Source organism: Frigoriflavimonas asaccharolytica (assembly GCF_013294015.1).
Taxonomy (GTDB): Bacteria; Bacteroidota; Bacteroidia; order Flavobacteriales; family Weeksellaceae; genus Frigoriflavimonas; species Frigoriflavimonas asaccharolytica.
On the sequence record NZ_JABSNO010000003.1, the window covers coordinates 158,005 to 178,734 of the forward strand.

Consider the following 20,730-nt stretch of genomic DNA (forward strand, 5'->3'; position numbering starts at 1 on the left):
AATAATTAAAAAATATTTATGGAGAAAGAAGGAGAAAGGTTAATACCTATCAATATTGTAGATGAGATGAAATCTTCTTATATAGATTATTCTATGTCTGTTATCGTTTCTAGAGCATTACCAGATGTAAGAGATGGTTTGAAACCTGTGCACAGAAGGGTTTTATATGGAATGTACGGTTTGGGAAATTTCTTCAGTAAAAAACATCTAAAATCTGCAAGAATAGTAGGGGAAGTGCTTGGTAAATACCATCCACACGGAGATACTTCCGTTTATGATGCGATGGTGAGAATGGCACAACCTTGGAGTTTGAGATATCAACAAGTTCATGGCCAAGGAAATTTTGGTTCTATGGATGGAGATCCACCTGCAGCAATGCGTTATACAGAAGCAAAACTTCAAAAAATTGCAGATGACATTTTAGGAGATTTAGATAAAGATACCGTAGATTTTCAAAATAATTTTGATGATAGCCTTACGGAACCTAAAGTTTTGCCAACCAAAATTCCAAATTTATTGGTAAATGGTGCTTCCGGTATTGCAGTTGGGATGGCTACAAATATGGCACCGCACAATTTAACAGAAGTAATAGATGGAATTTGCGCTTATATAGATGATAACGAAATATCTATTGATGATTTGATGAAGCACATCATTGCGCCAGATTTTCCTACAGGTGGTATTATTTATGGTTATGAAGGTGTTCGAGATGCTTTCCATACAGGAAGAGGTAGAATTGTGCTTCGTGCAAAAGTAAATTTTGAAGAGATTGGCAATAGAAATGCCATTATCGTTACAGAAATTCCTTACCAGGTAAACAAAGCGGAGATGATTATCCGTACTGCAGATTTGGTGAAAGACGAAAAATTGGTTGGAATTCACGAAATACGTGATGAATCTGATAGAAACGGAATGCGTGTTGTTTATGAATTGAAAAATGACGCAATACCAAATGTAGTTCTTAATCTTTTGTATAAATATACTGCGCTACAAACTTCTTTCAGCGTTAATAATATTGCATTGGTACACGGAAGACCAGTACAATTAAATGTGAAAGATATGATTCATCATTTTGTGGATCATCGTCATGTGGTAGTAGTAAGAAGAACAGAATATGAACTTCGAAAAGCGAAAGAAAGAGCGCATATTCTAGAAGGCTTCATGAAGGTGATTGGTACGCAAGATGATTTGGATAGAGCAATCTACATCATTCGTCATAGTGCAAATCCAGCTGAAGCAAAAGAAGGTTTGATAAAAGAATTTGAGCTTTCTGAAATTCAAGCACAAGCAATTTTAGATTTAAGATTGGCGCGTCTTACCGGAATGGAGTTGGACAAAATCCGCGCAGAATACGACGAAATAATGGCTATGATTGCAGATCTAGACGATATTTTGGCAAATGAAGCTCGTAGATTTCAAATCATCAGAGACGAAATGCTGGAAATGAAAGAAAAATATGGAGATGAAAGACGTACAGAAATAGATTTTTCTGGTGGAGAAATGTCCATAGAAGATTTTATTCCAAATGAAAGAGTAGTTTTAACTATTTCTCACGCAGGATATGTGAAAAGAACATCGCTTTCTGAATATAAAATTCAGAGTAGAGGTGGTGTAGGAAATCGCGGTGCAACTACAAGAGAAGAAGATTTCTTAGAATATATTGTTTCTGCAACAAACCATCAATATATGCTTTTCTTTACAGAAAAAGGAAAATGCTACTGGTTGCGTGTTTTTGAAATACCAGAAGGTTCTAAAACTGCCAAAGGTAGAGCAGTACAAAATCTGATCAATATAGAACCAGATGATAAAATTAAAGCATATATCCGTACCAATGATTTAAAGGATACAGAATACATTAATCAAATGAACGTTGTAATGCTGACCAAAAATGGTACCGTGAAGAAAACTTCTTTGGAAGCGTATTCTAGACCGAGAATTAATGGTGTAAATGCAATTGAAATTCGTGAAAATGATCAACTATTGAGCGCAAGATTGACGGATGGAACTTCCCAGATAATGATTGCAACCAAAAATGGTAAATGCATCCGTTTTCCAGAAGAAAAAGCAAGAGCAGTTGGTCGTGGATCCATTGGTGTACGTGGTATCTCTCTTGAGAAAGGTGATGAAGCTATTGGAATGATCGTTGTGAACGACATGGAAAATGATACCGTTTTGGTAGTTTCTGAAAGAGGTTACGGAAAAAGAACCGCAGTTCTAGATTATAGAGAAACCAATCGTGGTGGAAAAGGTGTTATCACACTAAACATTACCGAAAAAACAGGTAATCTTATTGCCATACAATCTGTAACAGATGATGATGGATTGATGATTATCAATAAATCTGGTGTGGCTATTAGAATGAGCATGGATCAAATGAGAGTGATGGGTAGAAATACGCAAGGTGTAAAAGTGATCAATCTTAAAAAAGACGATGAAATAGCTGCAATTGCAAAAATAGAAATGGACAAAGAAGTTGCAGAAGAATTGGAAGAAAATGAAGGAGATGAAATCACAGATAGCAACAATCCAGAATTTGAAACAGAAGAGCAAACCGGAGATAATTCTTTCACAAATTTGGGTGATCCAGAAGTTTTAGAAACTATTGAGGAGGAGGAAGAAGAGTCTAAAAATGATGATAAATCTGATGAAGTTTAAAATTTAATAATAAAATCCAACAAATTAAAATTCTTATGAAAAAAATTATTTTAAGTATAGCAGTACTTTCTGCAACGTTTGCATTTGCACAAGAGAAAGAAATTAAAGCTGCAAACGACGCTGTTTCAAAAAAAGATATAGCAACTGCTAAAACTCAAATTGAAGCTGCTGACGCAAAATTAAACGGAAAGTTATATTTATTAGAACCAGAAATTCAAGAGCAATATCTATTTTCCAAAGGCTTTATTTTGTTACAAAGTGGTAAATCTGCAGAAGCTGCAGAAATGATTGGAAAAATATCCGAATTAGGGCAAAATAAAATTTACACTGGGAAAAATTCAAATAAAGAAAGAGTATATTATATTGGTAAAGCAGATGCAGATGCTTCTGGCGTTGCTGGTTTGAAAGAAGAAACTTACCAACCAAAAACATTGGAAACAATAAAACAGTTTGTTGGTCCATTGCTGCAAAAATCTAACCAGGAAGCAGTTGATGCATACAATTCCAAAAACTATAATGTTGCTGGTCCTAAATTTAAAGAAGTTTATAACTTCATGAAATCTATAGGACAAGAAAATAAACAATATTTGTACAATGCAGCTTTAAGTTATGGTTTAGCCAATGATTATTCCGAGGCAAATAGACTTTTCACACAGCTTTTAAATGGTGGTTATGATGGTGTAGAAACTACCTACACTGCTAAAGATAAAGATGGCAAAGTTGAACCTTATAGCAAAGCAGTTTGGGAACAATTAAAAAAGAATTCTACCTACAGTGAATTTAAAACTGAAAAAAGCAAAAGTATAGAAAGTGATTTGTATGATGCTGCTGTTAAAATACAAATTGAAGGTAAATTGTATGATGAAGCTTTGGTAACGATAGACAAAGGTTTACAAAAATTTCCTAAAAACTCTTATTTAGCAACTCAAAAAGGTGTTGTTTTATTTAAAACCGGGAAAACAAGTAAATTTATTGCAAGTTTGAAACAAACTTTGGCTCAAAATCCTAATGATTCAAGCAATTGGTTCAATCTTGGCGTGATGCAAAGTAATGATGCTACAATGCTAGATGACGCGAAAAAATCTTATGCTAAAGCGATAGAGATTGACCCAAAAATGAAAGATGCTTATCGAAATTTAACCTATTTAGAAATTGGAGACGATGCTAAAACGATTGAAGAGTATGGCAAAATGAAAAAATCTGGCAATATGGAAGAAGCCAACAAAATTTTGAAAGCAAGAAGAGAAAGATTTATAAATGCGATTCCGAATGCAGAAAAATGGTACCAAGCAGATCCTACAAATGTGGAAATAGTTTCTCTATTGAAAAACTTTTATCAAACAAGTGGGAACGATGCAAAATTTAAAGAATTTAAAGAAAAAGAAAACTCGATGAGTAAATAATAATCTTATTTTAAGTTATTTTTTAGAAGCAGCGTAATTTTTATTACGCTGTTTTTTATTTTTTCACCAACAGTTTCTCGGAAGCTTTTCCACTGAAAGTCGAATTTTTCCCATCTATTTTGACTAAAACACTGTGATCAAAATTTTCTATTTTTAAAACCTCAATTTTACAGCCCAATTGTATTTTTTTATCATTCAAATATTCCAAAAAATCTGAATCAGAGAAAGTTACAGACTTAAATATGACAATATCTCCTACTTTGCATTGGCTCAATTTAAGTAAATCTTGTGATATTATATTGCCTTCCTTATCTGGTATTGCTTCTCCATGAGGATCAAATTTTGGAAAGTTCAAAATTTCATCCATTTTCTCAAAGAATATTTCAGATTGTAAATGTTCTAGTTGTTCTGCAATTTCATGTACGTTTTCCCAACCAAAATTCATTTTCTCTACCAAAAACATTTCTGTTAATCTATGTTTTCTTACAATTAATGCAGCTTGTTTCATCCCTTCCTCCGTCACGATTATGGGTTTGTAACTTTCAAAAATCACCCATTTTTTTTCATGAAATTTTTTCATCATGTTATTAATAGAAGGCATTTTTAAATCTAAAAATTTGCTCACTTCATTTACGGTCACTTTTTTATCATCACTACAAAGATGGAAAAGAGCTTTCAAATAATTTTCTTCTGTGGTGGTATTTTTCAAATTGTTAGATTATATTAAATGCAAAACTAACACTAAAAAAAATAAATCCCAGGTTTCTGGGATCTAAATTATTTTAAAATAGTTTTTTTAAGGAGTTTGCTGAAAAACTACATTTAATTCTCCGGCATATTCTCCCGCACTTGTTATAGTAGGATATGCAGCTGCAGCAGCAACACCAGTACCATATATAAAATTATTGTAGATAATATTACCAATTGTCAAGGGATAGCTAGTTAAAGCTGGACCTGCAGAACTACCATAGTAATAATAACCAGCTACATTCATAGTCACGGTATATTGTTTGTCTTTCTGCAAAGCAAGTGCGGCAATATTTTTTGTAATTACGGTGTTATTTGCATTTACGTCTACTACCTCAGTTCTAATTATAGCTTGTGTAGAAGTATCCCAAATAGTTACACGTACTGCATTATTTATAATAGGTAGTTTTATTTGTAATGCATTCAAATTCCCTTGTACTTTTGGGGAAATTACCACTCCTACTTCGTAATTTGCACCATTCACAGTATTAGGAGTAGTATCACTCAAGCTTGCCATGTACGCAGACATGGGGCTTTCTACTGCATAAACGACTGTTGGTATTATAAGTTCGTCGTTATCTTTTCTACAAGATTCTAGAGCGAACATGAATACGAATATCAGTAGCATCTTGCTAAATAAATTTTTTGAGGTTGAAAATGTGTTTGTTTTCATAATTAAATTTTTAGTTGGTTTTTATAGATTTAAATTTCTACTGCAAAGGTTCAGCTTTTAAGCATAAATTATTTAAGTGAAAACACTATTTTTTAATAGGTGTTTTTCCTCTATTTTTGTATTTTTACTTGATGAAATATTCATTCAAAAACGATTACTCCGAAGGTTGCCATCCAAATATCTTAAAAGCATTATTAGAAACAAATGAGCACCAGCAAAATGGCTATGGATTAGACGATTACAGTATCGAAGCGCAAAATTTAATAAAGAAAAATATTAAAAATTATGACGCCAAAGTATATTTTGTTTCCGGTGGTACGCAAGCAAATATTATTGTAATTTCTGCTTTTTTGCGTCCTCATGAATGCGTAATTTCTGCAGATCTTGGTCATATCTTAAATAATGAAACTGCTGCGATAGAAGCAACTGGGCACAAAATAATATCTATTCCAACGGAAGATGGTAAAATAAATCCAAAGCAAATTCAAGACATTATAGATACGCACCAAAATAAACCTCATCAAGTAAAGCCAAAGTTGGTTTATATTTCAAATTCTACAGAAATTGGGACTACCTATTCTAAAAATGAATTGCAAATACTTTCTGATTTTTGTATGGAAAATGAGCTTTATCTTTTTATGGATGGTGCAAGGTTAGGAAATGCAATAATGGCAGAAAACACAGATTTATCTTTAGAAGATATCGCAAAATATACTGATGCTTTCTATCTCGGAGGTACTAAAAATGGTGCACTTTTAGGCGAAGCAATCATCATTAATAATAAAAATTTGCAACCAGAATTTGATTTTCACATCAAACAAAAAGGCGCACTGCTCGCAAAAGGTAGACTTTTGGGTATTCAATTTTTAGAATTGATGAAAGACAATTTGTATTTTCAACTTGCCAAGAAAGCCAATAATCACGCGATGAAAATAAAAGAAGCTTTCGCAAATAAGGGAATCTTTTTCTACACAGAAAATTTCACCAATCAATTATTTCCAATTTTAAATCTTGCACAAATAGAAAGCTTAGCAGAAAACTTTGATTTCTATGTCTGGAAAAAAATAGACGAACAAAATTCTGTTATTAGAATCATCACATCTTGGCAAACTCAAGATATTGCTGTTGAGCAATTAACGAATAAAATCCAAGAATTTTAATCAATCCTTAATTCAATCCATTATAAAAATTGTCCTTAAATTAATTTCTAAAAACTATTTTTCTTTGTAAATTACACTCAAATAATAAATTCTATGACTTCCGCAGAAAAAATTTCTCTTCTTCGTCAGAAAATGACAGAAAATAACATCAACGCATTCATCGTTTATTCCGCAGATCCACACATGAGCGAATATTTGCCAGCAGAATGGCAAGAAAGAACATGGCTTTCAGGGTTCACAGGTTCGGCTGGTTTTGTAGTAATTACGAAAGAAAATGCAGGTTTGTGGACAGATGGTAGATATTTTGTGCAAGCTCCCAAAGAATTAGCAGGTTCTGGTATAGATTTATTTAAAGATGGTATGGATGGAACGCCTAATTATATAGATTGGATCATCTCGGAAATCCCAGAAAACGGGACTGTTGCCGTAAATGCAATCGCAACTTCTCATGCAAATTGGGAACTTTTGAGTGAGAAATTAAATTCAAAAAATAGAAAATTAGTAGATCTTCCTTTATTAAAAGAAATTTGGAAAGATAGAAATTCCAATCTTCAAAAAAATCCTATTTACACGCAACCAATAGAAAGAGCCGGAAAATCTGTTGCAGATAAATTGAATGATATCCGCAATGAAATGCTCGTTTTAGATGCATCTATTCATATTATTTCAAGTTTGGATGACGTTGCTTGGACCTTAAATTTACGTGGAAGCGATGTACAATCCAATCCAGTATTTCTAGCTTACATTATATTAACTAAAAATGAAACTAAACTTTTCGTAGATGTAGAAAAATTAGATGTAGATGCTAGAAAACAACTAGATGATGCTTGGGTGAAAGTCTTTCCTTATGAATATTTTGAGAAAGATTTAAAAAACTACTCCAACGAAAAAGTATTGATTTCGCCGAATAGCAACCAATCTATTTTTGAAAATCTAAAAGAAAACAATACCTTTATAAAAGCTCCAGTTCCAGGAAATTTAATGAAAGCCATAAAAAATGATACCGAACTAGAAGGTTTTAGAATTGTGATGCAAAGAGATGGCGTTGCGATGGTGAAATTTCTACATTGGCTTACAAAAAATGTTGGCAATGAAACAATGAATGAATTTTCTATCGGCGAAAAACTACGTGGATTTCGTGCAGAAGGGAAAAACTTTGTTGGCGAAAGTTTTGGTAGCATCGTTGGTTTTAAAGAAAATGGTGCCATAATGCATTATTCTGCTCCAGAAATTGGAAGCAAAGAAGTGACGAAAGAAGATACTATTTTGGTAGATTCTGGCGGGCAGTATTTGGAAGGTACGACAGATATTACCAGAACTTTTGCATTGGCAACAGCTTCGGAACAATTTAAAATAGATTGCACGTTAGCTCTAAAAGGTATGATACAACTTTCTATGGTTAAATTTCCAAAAGGAACGCGTGGTGTGCAATTAGACGCTTTTGCGAGAATGGCACTTTGGAAAGAAGGCAAAGATTATAACCATGGAACGGGACATGGTGTTGGAAGTTTTATGAATGTGCATGAAGGTCCGCAAAACATCCGTAAAGATATGAACAATCAGGAATTAATTCCCGGAATGGTTTTGTCTAACGAACCAGGATTCTACTATAATGATCATTATGGTATTCGTCATGAAAATTTAATCGCCGTTCGGAAAGTAGAAACCACAGATTTTGGTACTTTCTACGATTTTGAAACCTTAACTATTTGCCCTTTTGATAGAAATGTTTTGGCTTTAGAAATAATGACAGAATCAGAAATCCAATGGTTAAATAATTACCATAATTGGTGCCAAGAGAAACTAGAAAATAGTTTGGAAGGCGAAGTGAAAGAATGGTTTTTGGAGCAGGTAAAAGCGATTTAAAAGTATTAAATACAATAATATCAAAGGTTTATGAAATATGTAGTTGTAGTATTAGCATTGTTTTTTTATACACCAGCTTTTGCAGATTCTAGTTTTTTGTCTGGATTAAATTTCACTACTACGTATAGAGAAAATGGCGACAATCAATATGAAAGCATCAGTGAGAAAGGAATTTCTACAACCAGTTTTTTATCCAAAATAAATGACGGAAAGGCGACTTTAGGCAGCAAAGTAGCTTTGCTAGAAGCTCTTTCTTCCTATTATGAATGGGCAGAAAAACCGAAGGGAAATTTTAAGTCTTTTCAAAATGCATTTGCTGCATCTTTGCAAAAAATTAAGTCTGCGGATAATGAAAAGTATGAAAACGAACTGCTAATGCAGTTGATGTCTGATTATGGAACATCTTCGCCGGATGTATTGAAATACCAATCTTTAGCAAAAAAAATGCCCAATAGTTTGACAGCACAAACGGTTTCCGTTATGGCTTATGCTTATGATATTTTGTACAACGATAGAAATGATTTTCAAAATATTCAGAATTTTAGAATGAATTTTTTGAATCCTTACAATGAAAATATAAACAAATTTATTGCAGATGTTCCCATTGAAGTGGCAGAATTATCTGTCGCAGAACTTGTACAATACACCTTTGATTGTGAAGGCAGATTGAATTGTTTGGTAGATACTTCTAGTCCAAAATCTACCATAGATGGTTTGGATATTCTGTCCAATACCATAAAAGACAACATCAACTCTGGTGTGAAAATAGGAGAGATGTACTCTTCAGATTGGTTTGCAACAAAAGATACAGCGTACAATTGGATTAATATTACCGAGAAAAACATTGAAAAACTAAAAGCTTCCGAAATACAAAAAGCTGAAATGAGGTATTTTTTCAATAACACTTTGTATCAGCTAATGCACAACATAGATTATCTTACTATAAAATTTACCAGTGGTTCTCTAAACAACGAGCTAAAGAAGTACAAAGCTAAATGCAAGATGGATGCAGTTTGTGCCGCAGATCTTTATGTGAAAAGTGCCAATACGCAACTTACAAAAAACGGAATCTCTGCAAAAGATATCCAAGCTTTAGAAGCCATCAAAACTGAATATGCAGTAGTTTTTTCTGCAAACGTGAATGGATTTGATGGCGCATTTGCCGTTGCAAGCACAGATGGTACACCCGTTTATAATTTTACCAGCAATTTTGATACGCTTCACTATTTGATGATTTATCTTTACGCCAATCCAGAAAAAATTTCAGAGATGTATAATATGGAATAGTAATAAGTAACAGATGTATTTCATTTCTGCAGCCATTCATCCTAGGCCCACAAACGCTCTATAAATCGTTTCGCATTATTAAAACTTAAATTCTCAACCAATTCTTTTCCAAAGCGTTCCTCAAATCCTTTGTTTAATGTTGGGTAGCAAGCTGCATTCTCGTGCGCGGGAAAATAGAAAGGCAATCTTCCTAAATCTGTAGTTCCTTTGGTGTAAAAATAATCTGCGCCATAGGCAATTGCATGTTCGGCACCCAAACTTACACCGTGCTGCAAATGATTCGTCAATGCATTTTCATTTTCTAGGTTTACGAAAGCGCGCACGAAATTCAAACCAATAACACCATTTCTATGGATGATTTCTTTTGCAAGATCATCTGGTAAATTTCTCGGATGATCAAATATCGGACGGTAATTGGAATGACTGGCAAGAATAGGTATTTGCAAATTTTGTTTGCTCAAATAGTCCAAAATATCATAAGCCAAAGCATCACTTGTATGCGAAAAATCTATGGCAATATCACGATCAGATAGGTAATCGATCAAGGCTTTTCCATCGTTTTTCAAACCAGCAGTGGCATAGTTTCCACCGCCAAAACGATTTTCTGCATGATGGGTGAAACTGATGTACAAGACATTTCCTACGTTATCAATAATTCTTTCTAGGTTTTCAAAACCTTTTTTCAGGGGCAATTCTTCATCACAAAAAGCAGACGCACTTTCTATAGAAGCAATCATTGCTATGTTTTCCTCGGTTTCAAAAGTGGATAGATGCTGCTTTTCAAAACGATACAATTCATTATCTTCTTCATTCAACTTATGGAAGATTTCGCTTTGTTGCAAACCAAATTCGTGGCTTTTTGCTTCCACCGGTGCAAATATCGCCATGGTTTGCAACTTCACATTCCCCGACTTCAAATAGGGAATTGCGCAACCAATTTCTGATGTATCATATATGGTAGCATTCGTTTTGGTAAGATAGCTTAGTAGATCGCAGTGAAGATCGATGATGGGTTCGCTCATGGTTTTTATTTATGTTTGAATTAATTTTATTGATAATGAGTTTGCAAAGTTAATCATTCACCAATAAAATCTTCCCTATATGCTCGCTGCTTTCCATCAATCGTTGTGCATCTGCAGCTTGGGCGAGCGGAAAAGTTTTGTAAACCACAGGTTGTATTTCTTTAGAAAGAAACATCGGCCATATATTTTCTTGTACTTCTTTTGCAATGCGGGTTTTCACTTCTGCAGGTTGCGGCTTTAGAAAACTACCCGTCAATACTAGATTCTTGGCCATTATGGTACGCAGGTTGATGTTCACATCCATGCTATTCATCCCGTTGATGTAGACCAAACGGCCTTTCTGATTCAAGATAGTCAGATTTTTTTGTGTGTAATCTCCGCCCACCATATCTAGAATTACGTCTATTTTCTCGTCTTTCCAGATATTTTCAAAGCTTTCTTTCTTATAGTTAATCACTTTATCCACGCCCATGTTCTTTAGGTATGCTACTTTATCATCCGTTCCAGCAGTTGCGTAGGTTTCGCAACCCCAGGCTTTTGCCATTTGCAATCCCATGGTACCAATGCCACTAGTGCCGCCATGAATTAATAATTTCTCGCCTGGTTTCAAGTTTCCATGGTGGAATATATTAAACCAAACCGTGAAAACTGTCTCCGGTATTGCCGCGGCATCTATAAGATTAATGCCTTCTGGAATGGGAAGACAGTGAGAACTTTCTACCGCTACAAATTCTGCATAGCCGCCATCTGCAATAAGAGCACAAACCAGATCTCCCACTTTTTTGTCTGTCACAGCTGCTCCAAGTTCTATCACCTCGCCAGAAACTTCTAGACCGGGAATTAAGCTTGTTGGGGAATTTTTGCCGTAGGTATTTGTATTTTCTCTGGTGATGATGTCGCTTCTATTGATGCCGGCTGCTTTTATTTTTATCAATACCTGATGGCTTTCTGGTTTTGGTGTAGGCGTATCTTGTAATTCTAAAACTTCCGGTCCACCGGATTTTGTGATGTGTATTGCTTGCATTGTGTTTTTATTTAATTTCTTTCTTCTTCGTCTTTTTCACTTTCTCTTTGCTAAAAAGGTCTTTGGTGTACTTTTCATACAGTTCAAAAAGGAATACCATTCTATTGGCTTCACTGGCAAAAGCTTGCGGTCTGTAGGCAAGATCTACCATTTTATCTAGTTCATTGTGGGCTTTTACGAGTGCAGGTGGCATCGTAAGAGGATCATAAAGATCTGCCAAAGAGCTTGTAGGGAATTGCAACCTTGCATCTAAAACCTTTTGTGCTGCCGCTTCTATATTAGCAATTTGTTTCTCTGTTGGGTTCTCTGGCCAAGGGAAGTTATTGTAAACTATTGTATTTGAATATCTGTAATCGCTTTTCAATCTGCCACAAACAATACTTGTCCAAGACATATGCATAACTGATGTTAAAATTCCGAAGTGGAATAGAGTTGACTTCTCTAATGCAAAAGCACTATCACTTATTATATTATCTGATTTTAAATAACCAATGGGAATATATTTTCTATTTTCAGATGATACTCGTGGGATAATTATATAATCATCTGTTGGCTGTCTCTCCTCAATGAATAGTGATGGCAAATCTGCCCATCTTCTCGTAGCGGCTTTAGTGCTTTTAAGTCTAAAATTTTTAACACTATCTAATCTAATTAATAATTTTTTATTTATTTTAATTTCTTGGGGGCTAACATTCTTTAACCATAAACACCATCGAGATTTATTGTTAATAAACTCAAAACTTCCCACATATCGTTTTATAAAATTTATATTATCCTTGTCTTCATTAACTAAATTGCATTTATCGTCATCACTTAAAAGTAAAAAACCACCATCTGTGGGTGAGCTACCTTTGATCATTTCAGGAACTTTGCAAAGAGGCTTAGATCTTCTTCCAATAATAATATTTGTTGCATCTACTAAATAAGGATTAATGTTGTTAGCCTTAATTTCATGCGCTTCTCCTTTTATATCTTCATATTCGAAAATTGACTTTTTTACAATATCAAAATTAGCAAAACCGATTATTACGCAAAATACCGCTGCATTACCTTTTGCTTCATTACTCCATTTAAACGTTCTGTGTGCAAAATGAATTTTAATATCATAAATGTTGAGCATTTGTCCCCAAAGAATATTCGTTTGCTCGCCTTGTACTATAGAATTTGTAGAAACAAAAGCCACCTTAATATCTGTGTTTTGAATGTACTTCGCCGCTTTTATATACCAACCACTCACATAATCTAATGTGCCACTCCCTTTGCAATTATCTAATTCTTTCACAATTTGATTTCTTTGTAATTGCGTCATAATATTAGCTCCAATAAAGGGCGGATTGCCGAGAATGTAATTTAAATCAGATGTAGCAACTACACTTTCCCATTCTGTTTCCAATGCGTCACCATGCACAATCTTCGCAGATTTCGTTAGTGGCAAACGCACAAAGTATTGTCCAAATTCATTGCTTATCTGCATATTCATTTGGTGGTCTATCAGCCACATCGCTACTTCGGCAATTCTAGCAGGGAATTCTTCGTATTCAATTCCATACATCATATCCACATTTAACCAAATGATTTCGCCAATGTTTAGAAAGCCTTGTCCGCTAGTGTTGCTTGCACGCAAAATTTCCATTTCTAGCAAACGCAATTCTCTATAAGTAATAACCAAGAAGTTTCCGCAACCGCACGCAGGATCTAGAAATTTCAATTCACTTACTTTTTTATGAAATGCGGGTAGTTTGTTCTTATTGGTTTTTATGCTTTCAAACTCTGCCCAAAGCTCATCTAGAAAGAGAGGCTTTATAAGTTTGAGGATATTCTTTTCACTTGTGTAGTGCGCTCCCAGATTTCTGCGCTCTTTCGGGTTCATTACACTTTGGAACATCGAGCCAAAAATAGCTGGCGATATTTTGCTCCAATCTAAGATGCAACAATCTAGCAAGGCTTGTCGCATTTTGGTATCAAAGCTTGCGGTGGGCAATATCTCTTCAAATAATTTCCCGTTCACGTAGGGAAAATCTGCCAATTGCTCGTCAAGATTTTTAAAACGTTTGTCTTCTGCAGTATTTAAAACCTGAAAAAGCTCTTGCAATTTACCCGCAAGATCGCTCCCATCGATAGCAGTGCGTTGTTCTACATACTCTTGAAATTGATCTTTGTTGAAGATGGTAGTATCTTCTGCAAACAACAAAAATAAAATTCGAACAAGATAAACCTCCAAAGGATGCCCGGTGTAGCCAATCTCTTCTAAGCGATCATGCAGTTTTCCCATTAGTTCTGCTGCACGTATATTCGCCGGATCTTGTTCTTTGTATAGCTTCTTTTGGTAGCCTAAGAGATATCCAAAATGCTGTACATTCTGCACAAGATCTTTTAATTGGAATTCAATGGTTTTGCTTTCTTCCAAATCGTATAAGCGGAAGTTCTCAAAATCGCAGATCAATATGTATTTCGGAAGTTCGTGTTGTTTCAAACCATGCGTATAGTCGATGGCTTGTTGGTAAGCTTTGTCTAGATTTTTACCTCGGCTTTTCATTTCTATTAAGATGGTGCCTTTCCAAAGAAGATCGATATAGCCATCTCTATCATCCAATTTTTTCACCTTATGTTCAAAAGTAGAAACACGTTTTCTGGTGATACCAAATACATTGAAAAATTCTACGAGAAAAGGTTTGGCGTCGGCTTCTTCATTAGAGGTATCTGCCCATTCTTTGCTAAATTGTAGCGCACGGTCCTTTATTTCGTTCCAGCTTAAAGCCATATAATTTGATGTTAGGTGAGAAAATTTTTATTTTCTGGTGAATAGAAAATCTAAAAAGTAAATATACTAAAGTAAACTTTAAAACTGGCTACAGTCTATATATAAGTATCATTTTTTGTTGAGTGTAGTAATGTTTTTATAAACCAATACCACCCCCAAAAAAAAAACCTGCGCACGTTTCAAAATAAACATGCGCATGTTCGGAGGGAAACATGCGCATGATTGAAGGCAAACATGCGCATGTTTGAAGGTAAACATGCGCATGTTTTTTAAATTCTACTTTTCTTTGGTGAAAGTGGCTGTTTTCAGAGCATCGCTGATGCGTTTTCCCGGTCGGTAGTTCACTTTTGCACCTTTGATCATGCTGACATTAAATTTATCTTCGGATATTGCTCCCTCACTAGAAATACCTGGCGAAAAACTGCCGAGCTTATCCATACGGACCGTTTTTCCATTGGCGAGTTCTTTCTGAATTACATTTTCTAAAGCGATGATGACGCCCCGAATGTCTGCCTCACTTAGTGCGGAGAATTTCTCAATTTCTTGCACTAATTCATCTATGGTAGTCTCGCCGTCGGATTTTACGAGCGCATACCATTTTTTTGTGCCGCCACCCGTGATCCCAGGTTCACCGCGCTCAATAACTGAATACTTAATTGGCATAATGTTTTGTTTTTAGTTAATTATTAATGTGAAATAAGCGTATTCCTATTGTTAAAAGGATTTTTAAATTTACATAAATAATTCATTACAAATGCAAGCTTAAATAATTAAATTTATAAGGAATTTGTAATCTTGTAATGATACCAATAAAGCTGTGGTTTTAAAATTCAACAAAAACATTATAAACCAAGACTCTGCCGATGTTGCTTCCATATTTTTCTTAAATTTGAAGAACTTACCCATCACTAATGAAAAAACTAGGCACCATCCTTTTCCTCATCTTCGCCATCTTTATTTCTGCGCAACTTTCGCCCCTAGAAAAAGTGCTGGAAGAGGCAGATGCTCATTACAACAAAAACGAATATGCACTTGCGATACCTTTGTACAAAGAGTATTTTGAAAATGATCAAAAAGATTATGAATCCTATGATCGTTTGGGAATTTGCTACTACAGAATAGATGATTTTGAAAACGCTAGGCAAAATTTTCGTCGGGCAGCATTGCTCTGTCCCGTAGATCAGAAAACAAAACTCGCCAGTTATTATTCCAATTTGTCGGCTGCTTATTCTCATCTCGATGATAATGGAAAAGCGTTTGACTATGCCTTAAAAGCATATCGAATAGATCAAACTTCGCATACACTTTTCAATGCGGCATCTATGGCAAATAATATTGGACGCTGCACAGAAGGTTTGAAACTGCTAGACGACACCAAATTGCCTATGGAAAATGAATACAACGCGCTCTACGGTATGTGCAACTATAGAGAAGGCAGGTATGAAGATGCCATCAGGTATTATGAATTATTCTTTTCCAGTTTTGATGCAAAGACAAATACGGTAGATTTCATAATCCCGGATGAGAAATTTATTTTGATGAAATGCTATATAAAATCTGCGACAGAAGCTGAAAATGAACTGAGCGAAGAGCGGGTGCAAAAGATAACAACACTCTATCTAGATCTTTCTAAAGATAAAGTAACACAGAAAAAAATGCTAAGATATCTTGCGGTAGAAGACAACAGTTGGAATAAAAATGAAATTTCTGTGAGGCTGGTGAAAAATTTAATTAAGAAGAATGAGCGTGAGATTTCTGCGAAGGATAAAATCTTTATGAAGCTGGCAGAAAAAGGTTTGAAAGATACCTACAAGATAGCAGATGATTATCTAAAAACAAATACCATCACGGATGAGAAGGAATTGTTTGTAATGAAAACCTTTAGATATCTTGGTTATTTGTATACCGTAATTGGTGATGATGCAGATACCACACTTGTGATTGCTGAGGCAGACATTAAAAAGCTTAAATTTCTTTTTGATGATATCTATCCGAAAAAGGACTACACAGACGAAGAAATGCTGGAGTCAATGTTGATTCCTCTGCACACAACTTTGGACGTTTTCAGAAAAATTGCAAAAACACCGGAGAACCAAAAAATATTTGTGCCTACTGTGAGAAAAATAGTTGGGGACTTTCCGAATACGAAATACCGAGATTTTTTGCGCAAACTGATGGATGCTGGTTATCTAGAGAATTAACGGCTTTAAATATAGAGCAGACACTCAACAAAATCATCAAACCTGATACATCGCAATTGCAGAAAGAAAAAGCATATTTCTTTTTTACTTAAATTTGAATTCTGGATACTAGCCGAAAAATAATACATGTAGATATGGATGCATTTTATGCATCTGTAGAGCAAATGGATTTCCCAGAATTGCGCGGGAAAGCATTGGCAGTTGGTGGCGAAACGCGTGGAGTAGTAGCTGCAGCAAGCTATGAAGCTCGGAAATTTGGCGTGCGGTCTGCAATGCCGAGTTCTATAGCCAAGCAGAAATGTCCGCATCTAATATTCGTGAAACCACGGTTTGCGCGCTACAAAGAAATCTCTCAACAGATACGCAAGATCTTCTATGATTATACAGATCTGGTAGAGCCACTTTCTTTGGATGAAGCCTATCTAGATGTGACAGAAAATAAAAAGAATATTGCATCTGCGAATGATCTCGCCAGGGAAATACGGAAGAGAATCTACGAAGAAGTTGGCATTACGGCTTCTGCGGGTATTTCTATCAATAAATTCCTTGCAAAAGTAGGGTCGGATATCAACAAACCCAACGGGCAGAAAACCATACATCCCACCCAAGTGTTGGAGTTTCTAGAAGCTTTGCCCATAGAGAAATTTTACGGTGTAGGAAAAGTGACGGCCGCAAAAATGCATACCTTGAAGATTTTCACGGGTGCAGATTTAAAAATAAGAAGTCTGGAAGATCTCACCAATATATTCGGAAAGTCTGGGCTTTTTTATTACAATGTAGTTCGCGGCATCCATACGAGCGAGGTGAAGCCTAATCGCATACAGAAGAGTGTTGCCGTAGAAGAGACCTTCTGGGAAAATTTGGGAGATGAAGCAGAAGTATTTGAGCAATTGCAAATCTTGAGCGAAGAACTTGTGAATAGATTGTCAAAGAAAGAGATTAAAGGAAAAACGCTGACATTAAAGATAAAATACGAAGATTTTTCGCAATTTACGAGAAGCAATACGCAGGAAATTTATTTCGAAAGCGTGGGTGATTACTATCTTACTGCCAAAAATCTCTGGCAATTGCGACCTTATGACAAAGCAATTCGGCTTTTGGGATTATCGCTTTCTAATCTCAACACAAACGAGAAGAAGCAAGTTTCTGTACAACTGAAAATCCCGTTCGAAGGTTTTTATTGATTATTTGTATTCTTTCCCGTTGAATTTTAAGATTTTAGTTTTTGTAGATTTCGTTTCTGCAAAATCACAATCGCCGTTTTTCAAGAAGTTATGTGTTTTGGTAATGTTGAATTTAACTTTAATATTTTTAAGGTCTTTACTTTTTTCCTTCGTTAGATCTATCAATCCTATGGAATCTACAAAATCGCCGGCACAATTGGTATCCCATTCTCCATTAGATTTATCGAGTTCAAAATCATCTAAAACTTTCACCAACTGATTGTTTTTAATCATGAACAAAGAAAAGAGCGTAATATCATAAGGATTTGGTCTGCTCATTCCGATAAAGTTCACGCGAATTCCAAAAGCTCTGGTCTTTTCATTTAAGTTGTAAAGACCGGTATCTATTACGATATTGTCTAATCTTACAGCATCGGAAGTGTAGGCATTTAAAACTTGGTATTTTGCAACAATTTTCCCGGTGGTATTGTTGGCAATGATGATGTTTACATCTATATCGAAATAATTTTCATCAAAATTTTCTTTCCCATCTTCCGAATATTTTGGTAAGATGTAGATAGAATTATCTGGCGAATTGGGCATTTGCTTTTCGCTATACAATTGTAGTTGAATAGCACTTTCTGGTATCTTTAGTTCCTTCAAAATTTTGCTAGCAATTGGGCTTAAATTTTCTTGTGCAGATATTACTGGAGAAAATAGAGCAAGTAAGATGATGAGGATTATATTTTTTGTCATGGTTGATCTTTTAGATTACTATTGAATTATAATCAATTCAGCACTTGTATAAACTTTATATTTTACACCGATTGATTCATATTTTCAAGAAATCAAATTTAATAAATTTTAAAATATGAACCTATTGTGCATTTAGATTTTAAAGTATAAAACTCTTAATATCAATTAACTAAAAAATTGAAACGCAAAGTTATTTTAGTGATATCACAATTGAGAAAGCAAAGAGGAATCTGCAAGCAGATTTGATTAAGCGTTCGCTTCAAATGCGAATATTCGCATTCTTTGCTTACTTAATGTAAATGTAATTGATTGAAATTCTTTGCGTTTAAAAATATGTAGACGAATGAAAGACAGATAATATGAGTATATCTGGAGCACAATCATATTATGTAAATGAATAGTGGTTTTAGGGAAATCAATAATCAATGCAGTAAATATCAACCAAGAATATTTTAAATAATTGTAATTTTGCGGTATGAACAATCATCTCAATCAAGATACTATTTGTGCTATTGCAACTGCTAATGGAATTGGCGCCATAGGAATAATCAGAATTTCTGGAGAAAAATCCATAGAAATTGCTCAGAAATGTTTCAAAGGAGAAGATCTAACGAAAGTAAGTTCTCACACTGTTCACTATGGTTTTATTGTTGAAAAGAGCCAAGAATCAAGTGCCAAGAATGAAGACTTGGATATCAATCATCTTTCAATAAATATCGAAGAAATCAAACCTGATGAACTAATAGATGAGGTAATGGTTGCGGTTTATAAAGCGCCGAAAACCTTTACTGCAGAAGATTCTGTCGAGATTTCTTATCATGGTTCGCCGCATATTGCCAAGAAAATACTAGAAGTTTTGGTGAAAAACGGTGCAAGATTAGCAAAAGCGGGAGAGTTTACCATGCGTGCATTTATGAACGGCAGGATAGATCTTGCACAAGCAGAATCCATCGCAGATTTGATTGCAAGTGAAAATGAAGCCTCTAGAAAAGTAGCATTGAATCAACTTAAAGGTGGAATTTCAAATGAAATATCTTTGTTGCGTGGCGAATTATTAAACTTTACTTCTTTTTTAGAATTAGAATTAGATTTTGGAGAAGAAGATGTAGAATTTGCAGATAGAACAGCTTTGAATGCACTTTTAGATAAGATAGAGCATAAATTGAACTCGTTAATTGAAAGTTTTCAGTATGGAAATGCGGTGAAAAATGGGGTAGAAGTTGCCATAATAGGAAAACCAAATGCAGGAAAATCTACGCTTCTCAATGCATTGTTAAAAGAAGAAAGAGCCATCGTTTCGGATATTGCAGGAACTACCAGAGATACGATAGAGGAAGTGTTGCACATCAAAGGAAATGCATTCAGATTTATTGATACTGCAGGTTTACGCGAAACTGCGGACGAAATAGAAAAGATTGGGGTTGCAAAAGCGAAGGAAAAAATAGCTTCTGCAAAAATCCTCTTGTATTTGTATGATGAATTTGATTCTAGCGCAGCAGAAGTGATCAGTTTCATAAAAGAATTTGAGCGCAAGGATTTGAAAATCATTTTATTGCACAATAAAATAGATTTGAACGGTGGTTATTTTGAAAATGAATTAGACACCAAAATAAAAAATGCTTTGTTTCCAGATGTTACCAATACCATAATCGGAATTTCTGCAAAAAACGCAGAAAGCGTTGAAGCCATAAAAACGGAACTTTCGCATTATATAGAAGATTTAAAAGATACAGAAAGCAATGTGATCGTTACAAATCAAAGGCATTATGAAGCTTTGAAAAACTCTTTAAGTGCAATCAATTTAGTAAAAGAGACGATAGCATCTCAAATCTCATCGGAACTTTTGGCTTTTGAACTTCGAAACGCTTTAGAAAACCTGGGAGAAATCTCTGGAGAATTTACAAATGATGAAGTTTTGGGAAATATTTTTTCTAAGTTTTGTATCGGGAAATAAATATGTTTTCTTTTAGTTTCTTTTGTATTCTTTTGTTTGATAATCAGTAATTTATGCA

15 protein-coding genes are annotated in these 20,730 nt (G+C 34.7%); 8 read left to right on the forward strand and 7 right to left on the reverse strand.

Annotation, left to right across the window (positions count from 1 at the left end):
* Positions 1-18: 18 nt before the first annotated feature.
* Both gyrA and HNQ03_RS03130 read left to right on the forward strand, forming a co-directional pair.
* Positions 19-2,655: a DNA gyrase subunit A gene (gene gyrA / locus HNQ03_RS03125; protein WP_173778194.1), complete on the forward strand. Its 2,637-nt coding sequence runs from the start codon at positions 19-21 to the stop codon at positions 2,653-2,655.
* A 35-nt stretch (positions 2,656-2,690) separates the two neighbouring features.
* Positions 2,691-4,058, forward strand: coding sequence for a tetratricopeptide repeat protein (locus HNQ03_RS03130; RefSeq protein ID WP_173778195.1), 1,368 nt, complete (start codon positions 2,691-2,693; stop codon positions 4,056-4,058).
* Positions 4,059-4,113: 55 nt separating this feature from the next.
* Here HNQ03_RS03130 and HNQ03_RS03135 read toward each other — a convergent pair whose 3' ends face one another.
* Together HNQ03_RS03135 and HNQ03_RS03140 are read right to left on the reverse strand one after the other, a co-directional pair.
* On the reverse strand, positions 4,114-4,767 hold the full coding sequence (locus tag HNQ03_RS03135; protein WP_173778196.1) for a metal-dependent transcriptional regulator: 654 nt from the start codon (positions 4,765-4,767) through the stop codon (positions 4,114-4,116).
* 87 nt (positions 4,768-4,854) lie between these two features.
* On the reverse strand, positions 4,855-5,478 hold the full coding sequence (locus HNQ03_RS03140) for a DUF4082 domain-containing protein (RefSeq protein ID WP_173778197.1): 624 nt from the start codon (positions 5,476-5,478) through the stop codon (positions 4,855-4,857).
* A gap of 131 nt (positions 5,479-5,609) precedes the next feature.
* Here HNQ03_RS03140 and HNQ03_RS03145 point away from each other — a divergent pair, with 131 nt between their 5' ends.
* From HNQ03_RS03145 to HNQ03_RS03155, 3 genes are all read left to right on the forward strand, one after another.
* Entirely contained in the window at positions 5,610-6,638 is a 1,029-nt protein-coding gene (locus HNQ03_RS03145; protein WP_173778198.1) for a threonine aldolase family protein, read from the forward strand.
* A gap of 93 nt (positions 6,639-6,731) precedes the next feature.
* Entirely contained in the window at positions 6,732-8,504 is a 1,773-nt protein-coding gene (locus HNQ03_RS03150) for an aminopeptidase P family protein (RefSeq protein WP_173778199.1), read from the forward strand.
* Between the two features lie 30 nt (positions 8,505-8,534).
* Complete coding sequence (locus HNQ03_RS03155; RefSeq protein WP_173778200.1) at positions 8,535-9,791, forward strand: hypothetical protein; 1,257 nt, start codon at positions 8,535-8,537, stop codon at positions 9,789-9,791.
* A gap of 41 nt (positions 9,792-9,832) precedes the next feature.
* Here HNQ03_RS03155 and HNQ03_RS03160 read toward each other — a convergent pair whose 3' ends face one another.
* From HNQ03_RS03160 to HNQ03_RS03175, 4 genes are all read right to left on the reverse strand, one after another.
* A complete protein-coding gene (locus tag HNQ03_RS03160) occupies positions 9,833-10,813 on the reverse strand; it encodes a dipeptidase (RefSeq protein ID WP_173778201.1) in 981 nt (326 codons plus the stop codon).
* A 49-nt stretch (positions 10,814-10,862) separates the two neighbouring features.
* Positions 10,863-11,837, reverse strand: coding sequence for an NAD(P)H-quinone oxidoreductase (locus HNQ03_RS03165; protein WP_173778202.1), 975 nt, complete (start codon positions 11,835-11,837; stop codon positions 10,863-10,865).
* A gap of 7 nt (positions 11,838-11,844) precedes the next feature.
* Complete coding sequence (locus tag HNQ03_RS03170) at positions 11,845-14,598, reverse strand: class I SAM-dependent DNA methyltransferase (protein WP_173778203.1); 2,754 nt, start codon at positions 14,596-14,598, stop codon at positions 11,845-11,847.
* 276 nt (positions 14,599-14,874) lie between these two features.
* Positions 14,875-15,261 (reverse strand): HU family DNA-binding protein, encoded by a 387-nt coding sequence (locus HNQ03_RS03175; RefSeq protein ID WP_173778204.1) that lies wholly within the window; start codon positions 15,259-15,261, stop codon positions 14,875-14,877.
* A gap of 248 nt (positions 15,262-15,509) precedes the next feature.
* Between HNQ03_RS03175 and HNQ03_RS03180 the strand changes: the two genes are divergently transcribed.
* The gene (locus HNQ03_RS03180) at positions 15,510-16,799 is read left to right on the forward strand and encodes a tetratricopeptide repeat protein (RefSeq protein ID WP_173778205.1); all 1,290 of its coding nucleotides are present in this window, start codon (positions 15,510-15,512) and stop codon (positions 16,797-16,799) included.
* 134 nt (positions 16,800-16,933) lie between these two features.
* Positions 16,934-17,983 (forward strand): DNA polymerase IV, encoded by a 1,050-nt coding sequence (gene dinB, locus HNQ03_RS03185; protein ID WP_382404986.1) that lies wholly within the window; start codon positions 16,934-16,936, stop codon positions 17,981-17,983.
* Here dinB and HNQ03_RS03190 read toward each other — a convergent pair whose 3' ends face one another.
* Positions 17,984-18,718 carry a PA3715 family protein gene (locus tag HNQ03_RS03190; protein WP_173778206.1) on the reverse strand — a complete coding sequence of 245 codons (735 nt, stop codon included), beginning with the start codon at positions 18,716-18,718 and terminating at the stop codon, positions 17,984-17,986. It lies immediately after the preceding gene.
* 475 nt (positions 18,719-19,193) lie between these two features.
* Here HNQ03_RS03190 and mnmE point away from each other — a divergent pair, with 475 nt between their 5' ends.
* Positions 19,194-20,672 carry a tRNA uridine-5-carboxymethylaminomethyl(34) synthesis GTPase MnmE gene (gene mnmE, locus HNQ03_RS03195; protein ID WP_173778207.1) on the forward strand — a complete coding sequence of 493 codons (1,479 nt, stop codon included), beginning with the start codon at positions 19,194-19,196 and terminating at the stop codon, positions 20,670-20,672.
* Positions 20,673-20,730: the final 58 nt, after the last annotated feature.

Bases quoted from the DNA above. Each gene is read 5' to 3' on its own strand.
- gyrA (WP_173778194.1), top strand. From the start codon at position 19: ATGGAGAAAGAAGGAGAAAGGTTAATACCTATCAATATTGTAGATGAG.
- HNQ03_RS03130 (WP_173778195.1), top strand. From the start codon at position 2,691: ATGAAAAAAATTATTTTAAGTATAGCAGTACTTTCTGCAACGTTTGCA.
- HNQ03_RS03140 (WP_173778197.1), bottom strand. From the start codon at position 5,478: ATGAAAACAAACACATTTTCAACCTCAAAAAATTTATTTAGCAAGATG.
- HNQ03_RS03145 (WP_173778198.1), top strand. From the start codon at position 5,610: ATGAAATATTCATTCAAAAACGATTACTCCGAAGGTTGCCATCCAAAT.
- HNQ03_RS03150 (WP_173778199.1), top strand. From the start codon at position 6,732: ATGACTTCCGCAGAAAAAATTTCTCTTCTTCGTCAGAAAATGACAGAA.
- HNQ03_RS03155 (WP_173778200.1), top strand. From the start codon at position 8,535: ATGAAATATGTAGTTGTAGTATTAGCATTGTTTTTTTATACACCAGCT.
- HNQ03_RS03160 (WP_173778201.1), bottom strand. From the start codon at position 10,813: ATGAGCGAACCCATCATCGATCTTCACTGCGATCTACTAAGCTATCTT.
- HNQ03_RS03165 (WP_173778202.1), bottom strand. From the start codon at position 11,837: ATGCAAGCAATACACATCACAAAATCCGGTGGACCGGAAGTTTTAGAA.
- HNQ03_RS03170 (WP_173778203.1), bottom strand. From the start codon at position 14,598: ATGGCTTTAAGCTGGAACGAAATAAAGGACCGTGCGCTACAATTTAGC.
- HNQ03_RS03175 (WP_173778204.1), bottom strand. From the start codon at position 15,261: ATGCCAATTAAGTATTCAGTTATTGAGCGCGGTGAACCTGGGATCACG.
- HNQ03_RS03180 (WP_173778205.1), top strand. From the start codon at position 15,510: ATGAAAAAACTAGGCACCATCCTTTTCCTCATCTTCGCCATCTTTATT.
- dinB (WP_382404986.1), top strand. From the start codon at position 16,934: ATGGATGCATTTTATGCATCTGTAGAGCAAATGGATTTCCCAGAATTG.
- HNQ03_RS03190 (WP_173778206.1), bottom strand. From the start codon at position 18,718: ATGACAAAAAATATAATCCTCATCATCTTACTTGCTCTATTTTCTCCA.
- mnmE (WP_173778207.1), top strand. From the start codon at position 19,194: ATGAACAATCATCTCAATCAAGATACTATTTGTGCTATTGCAACTGCT.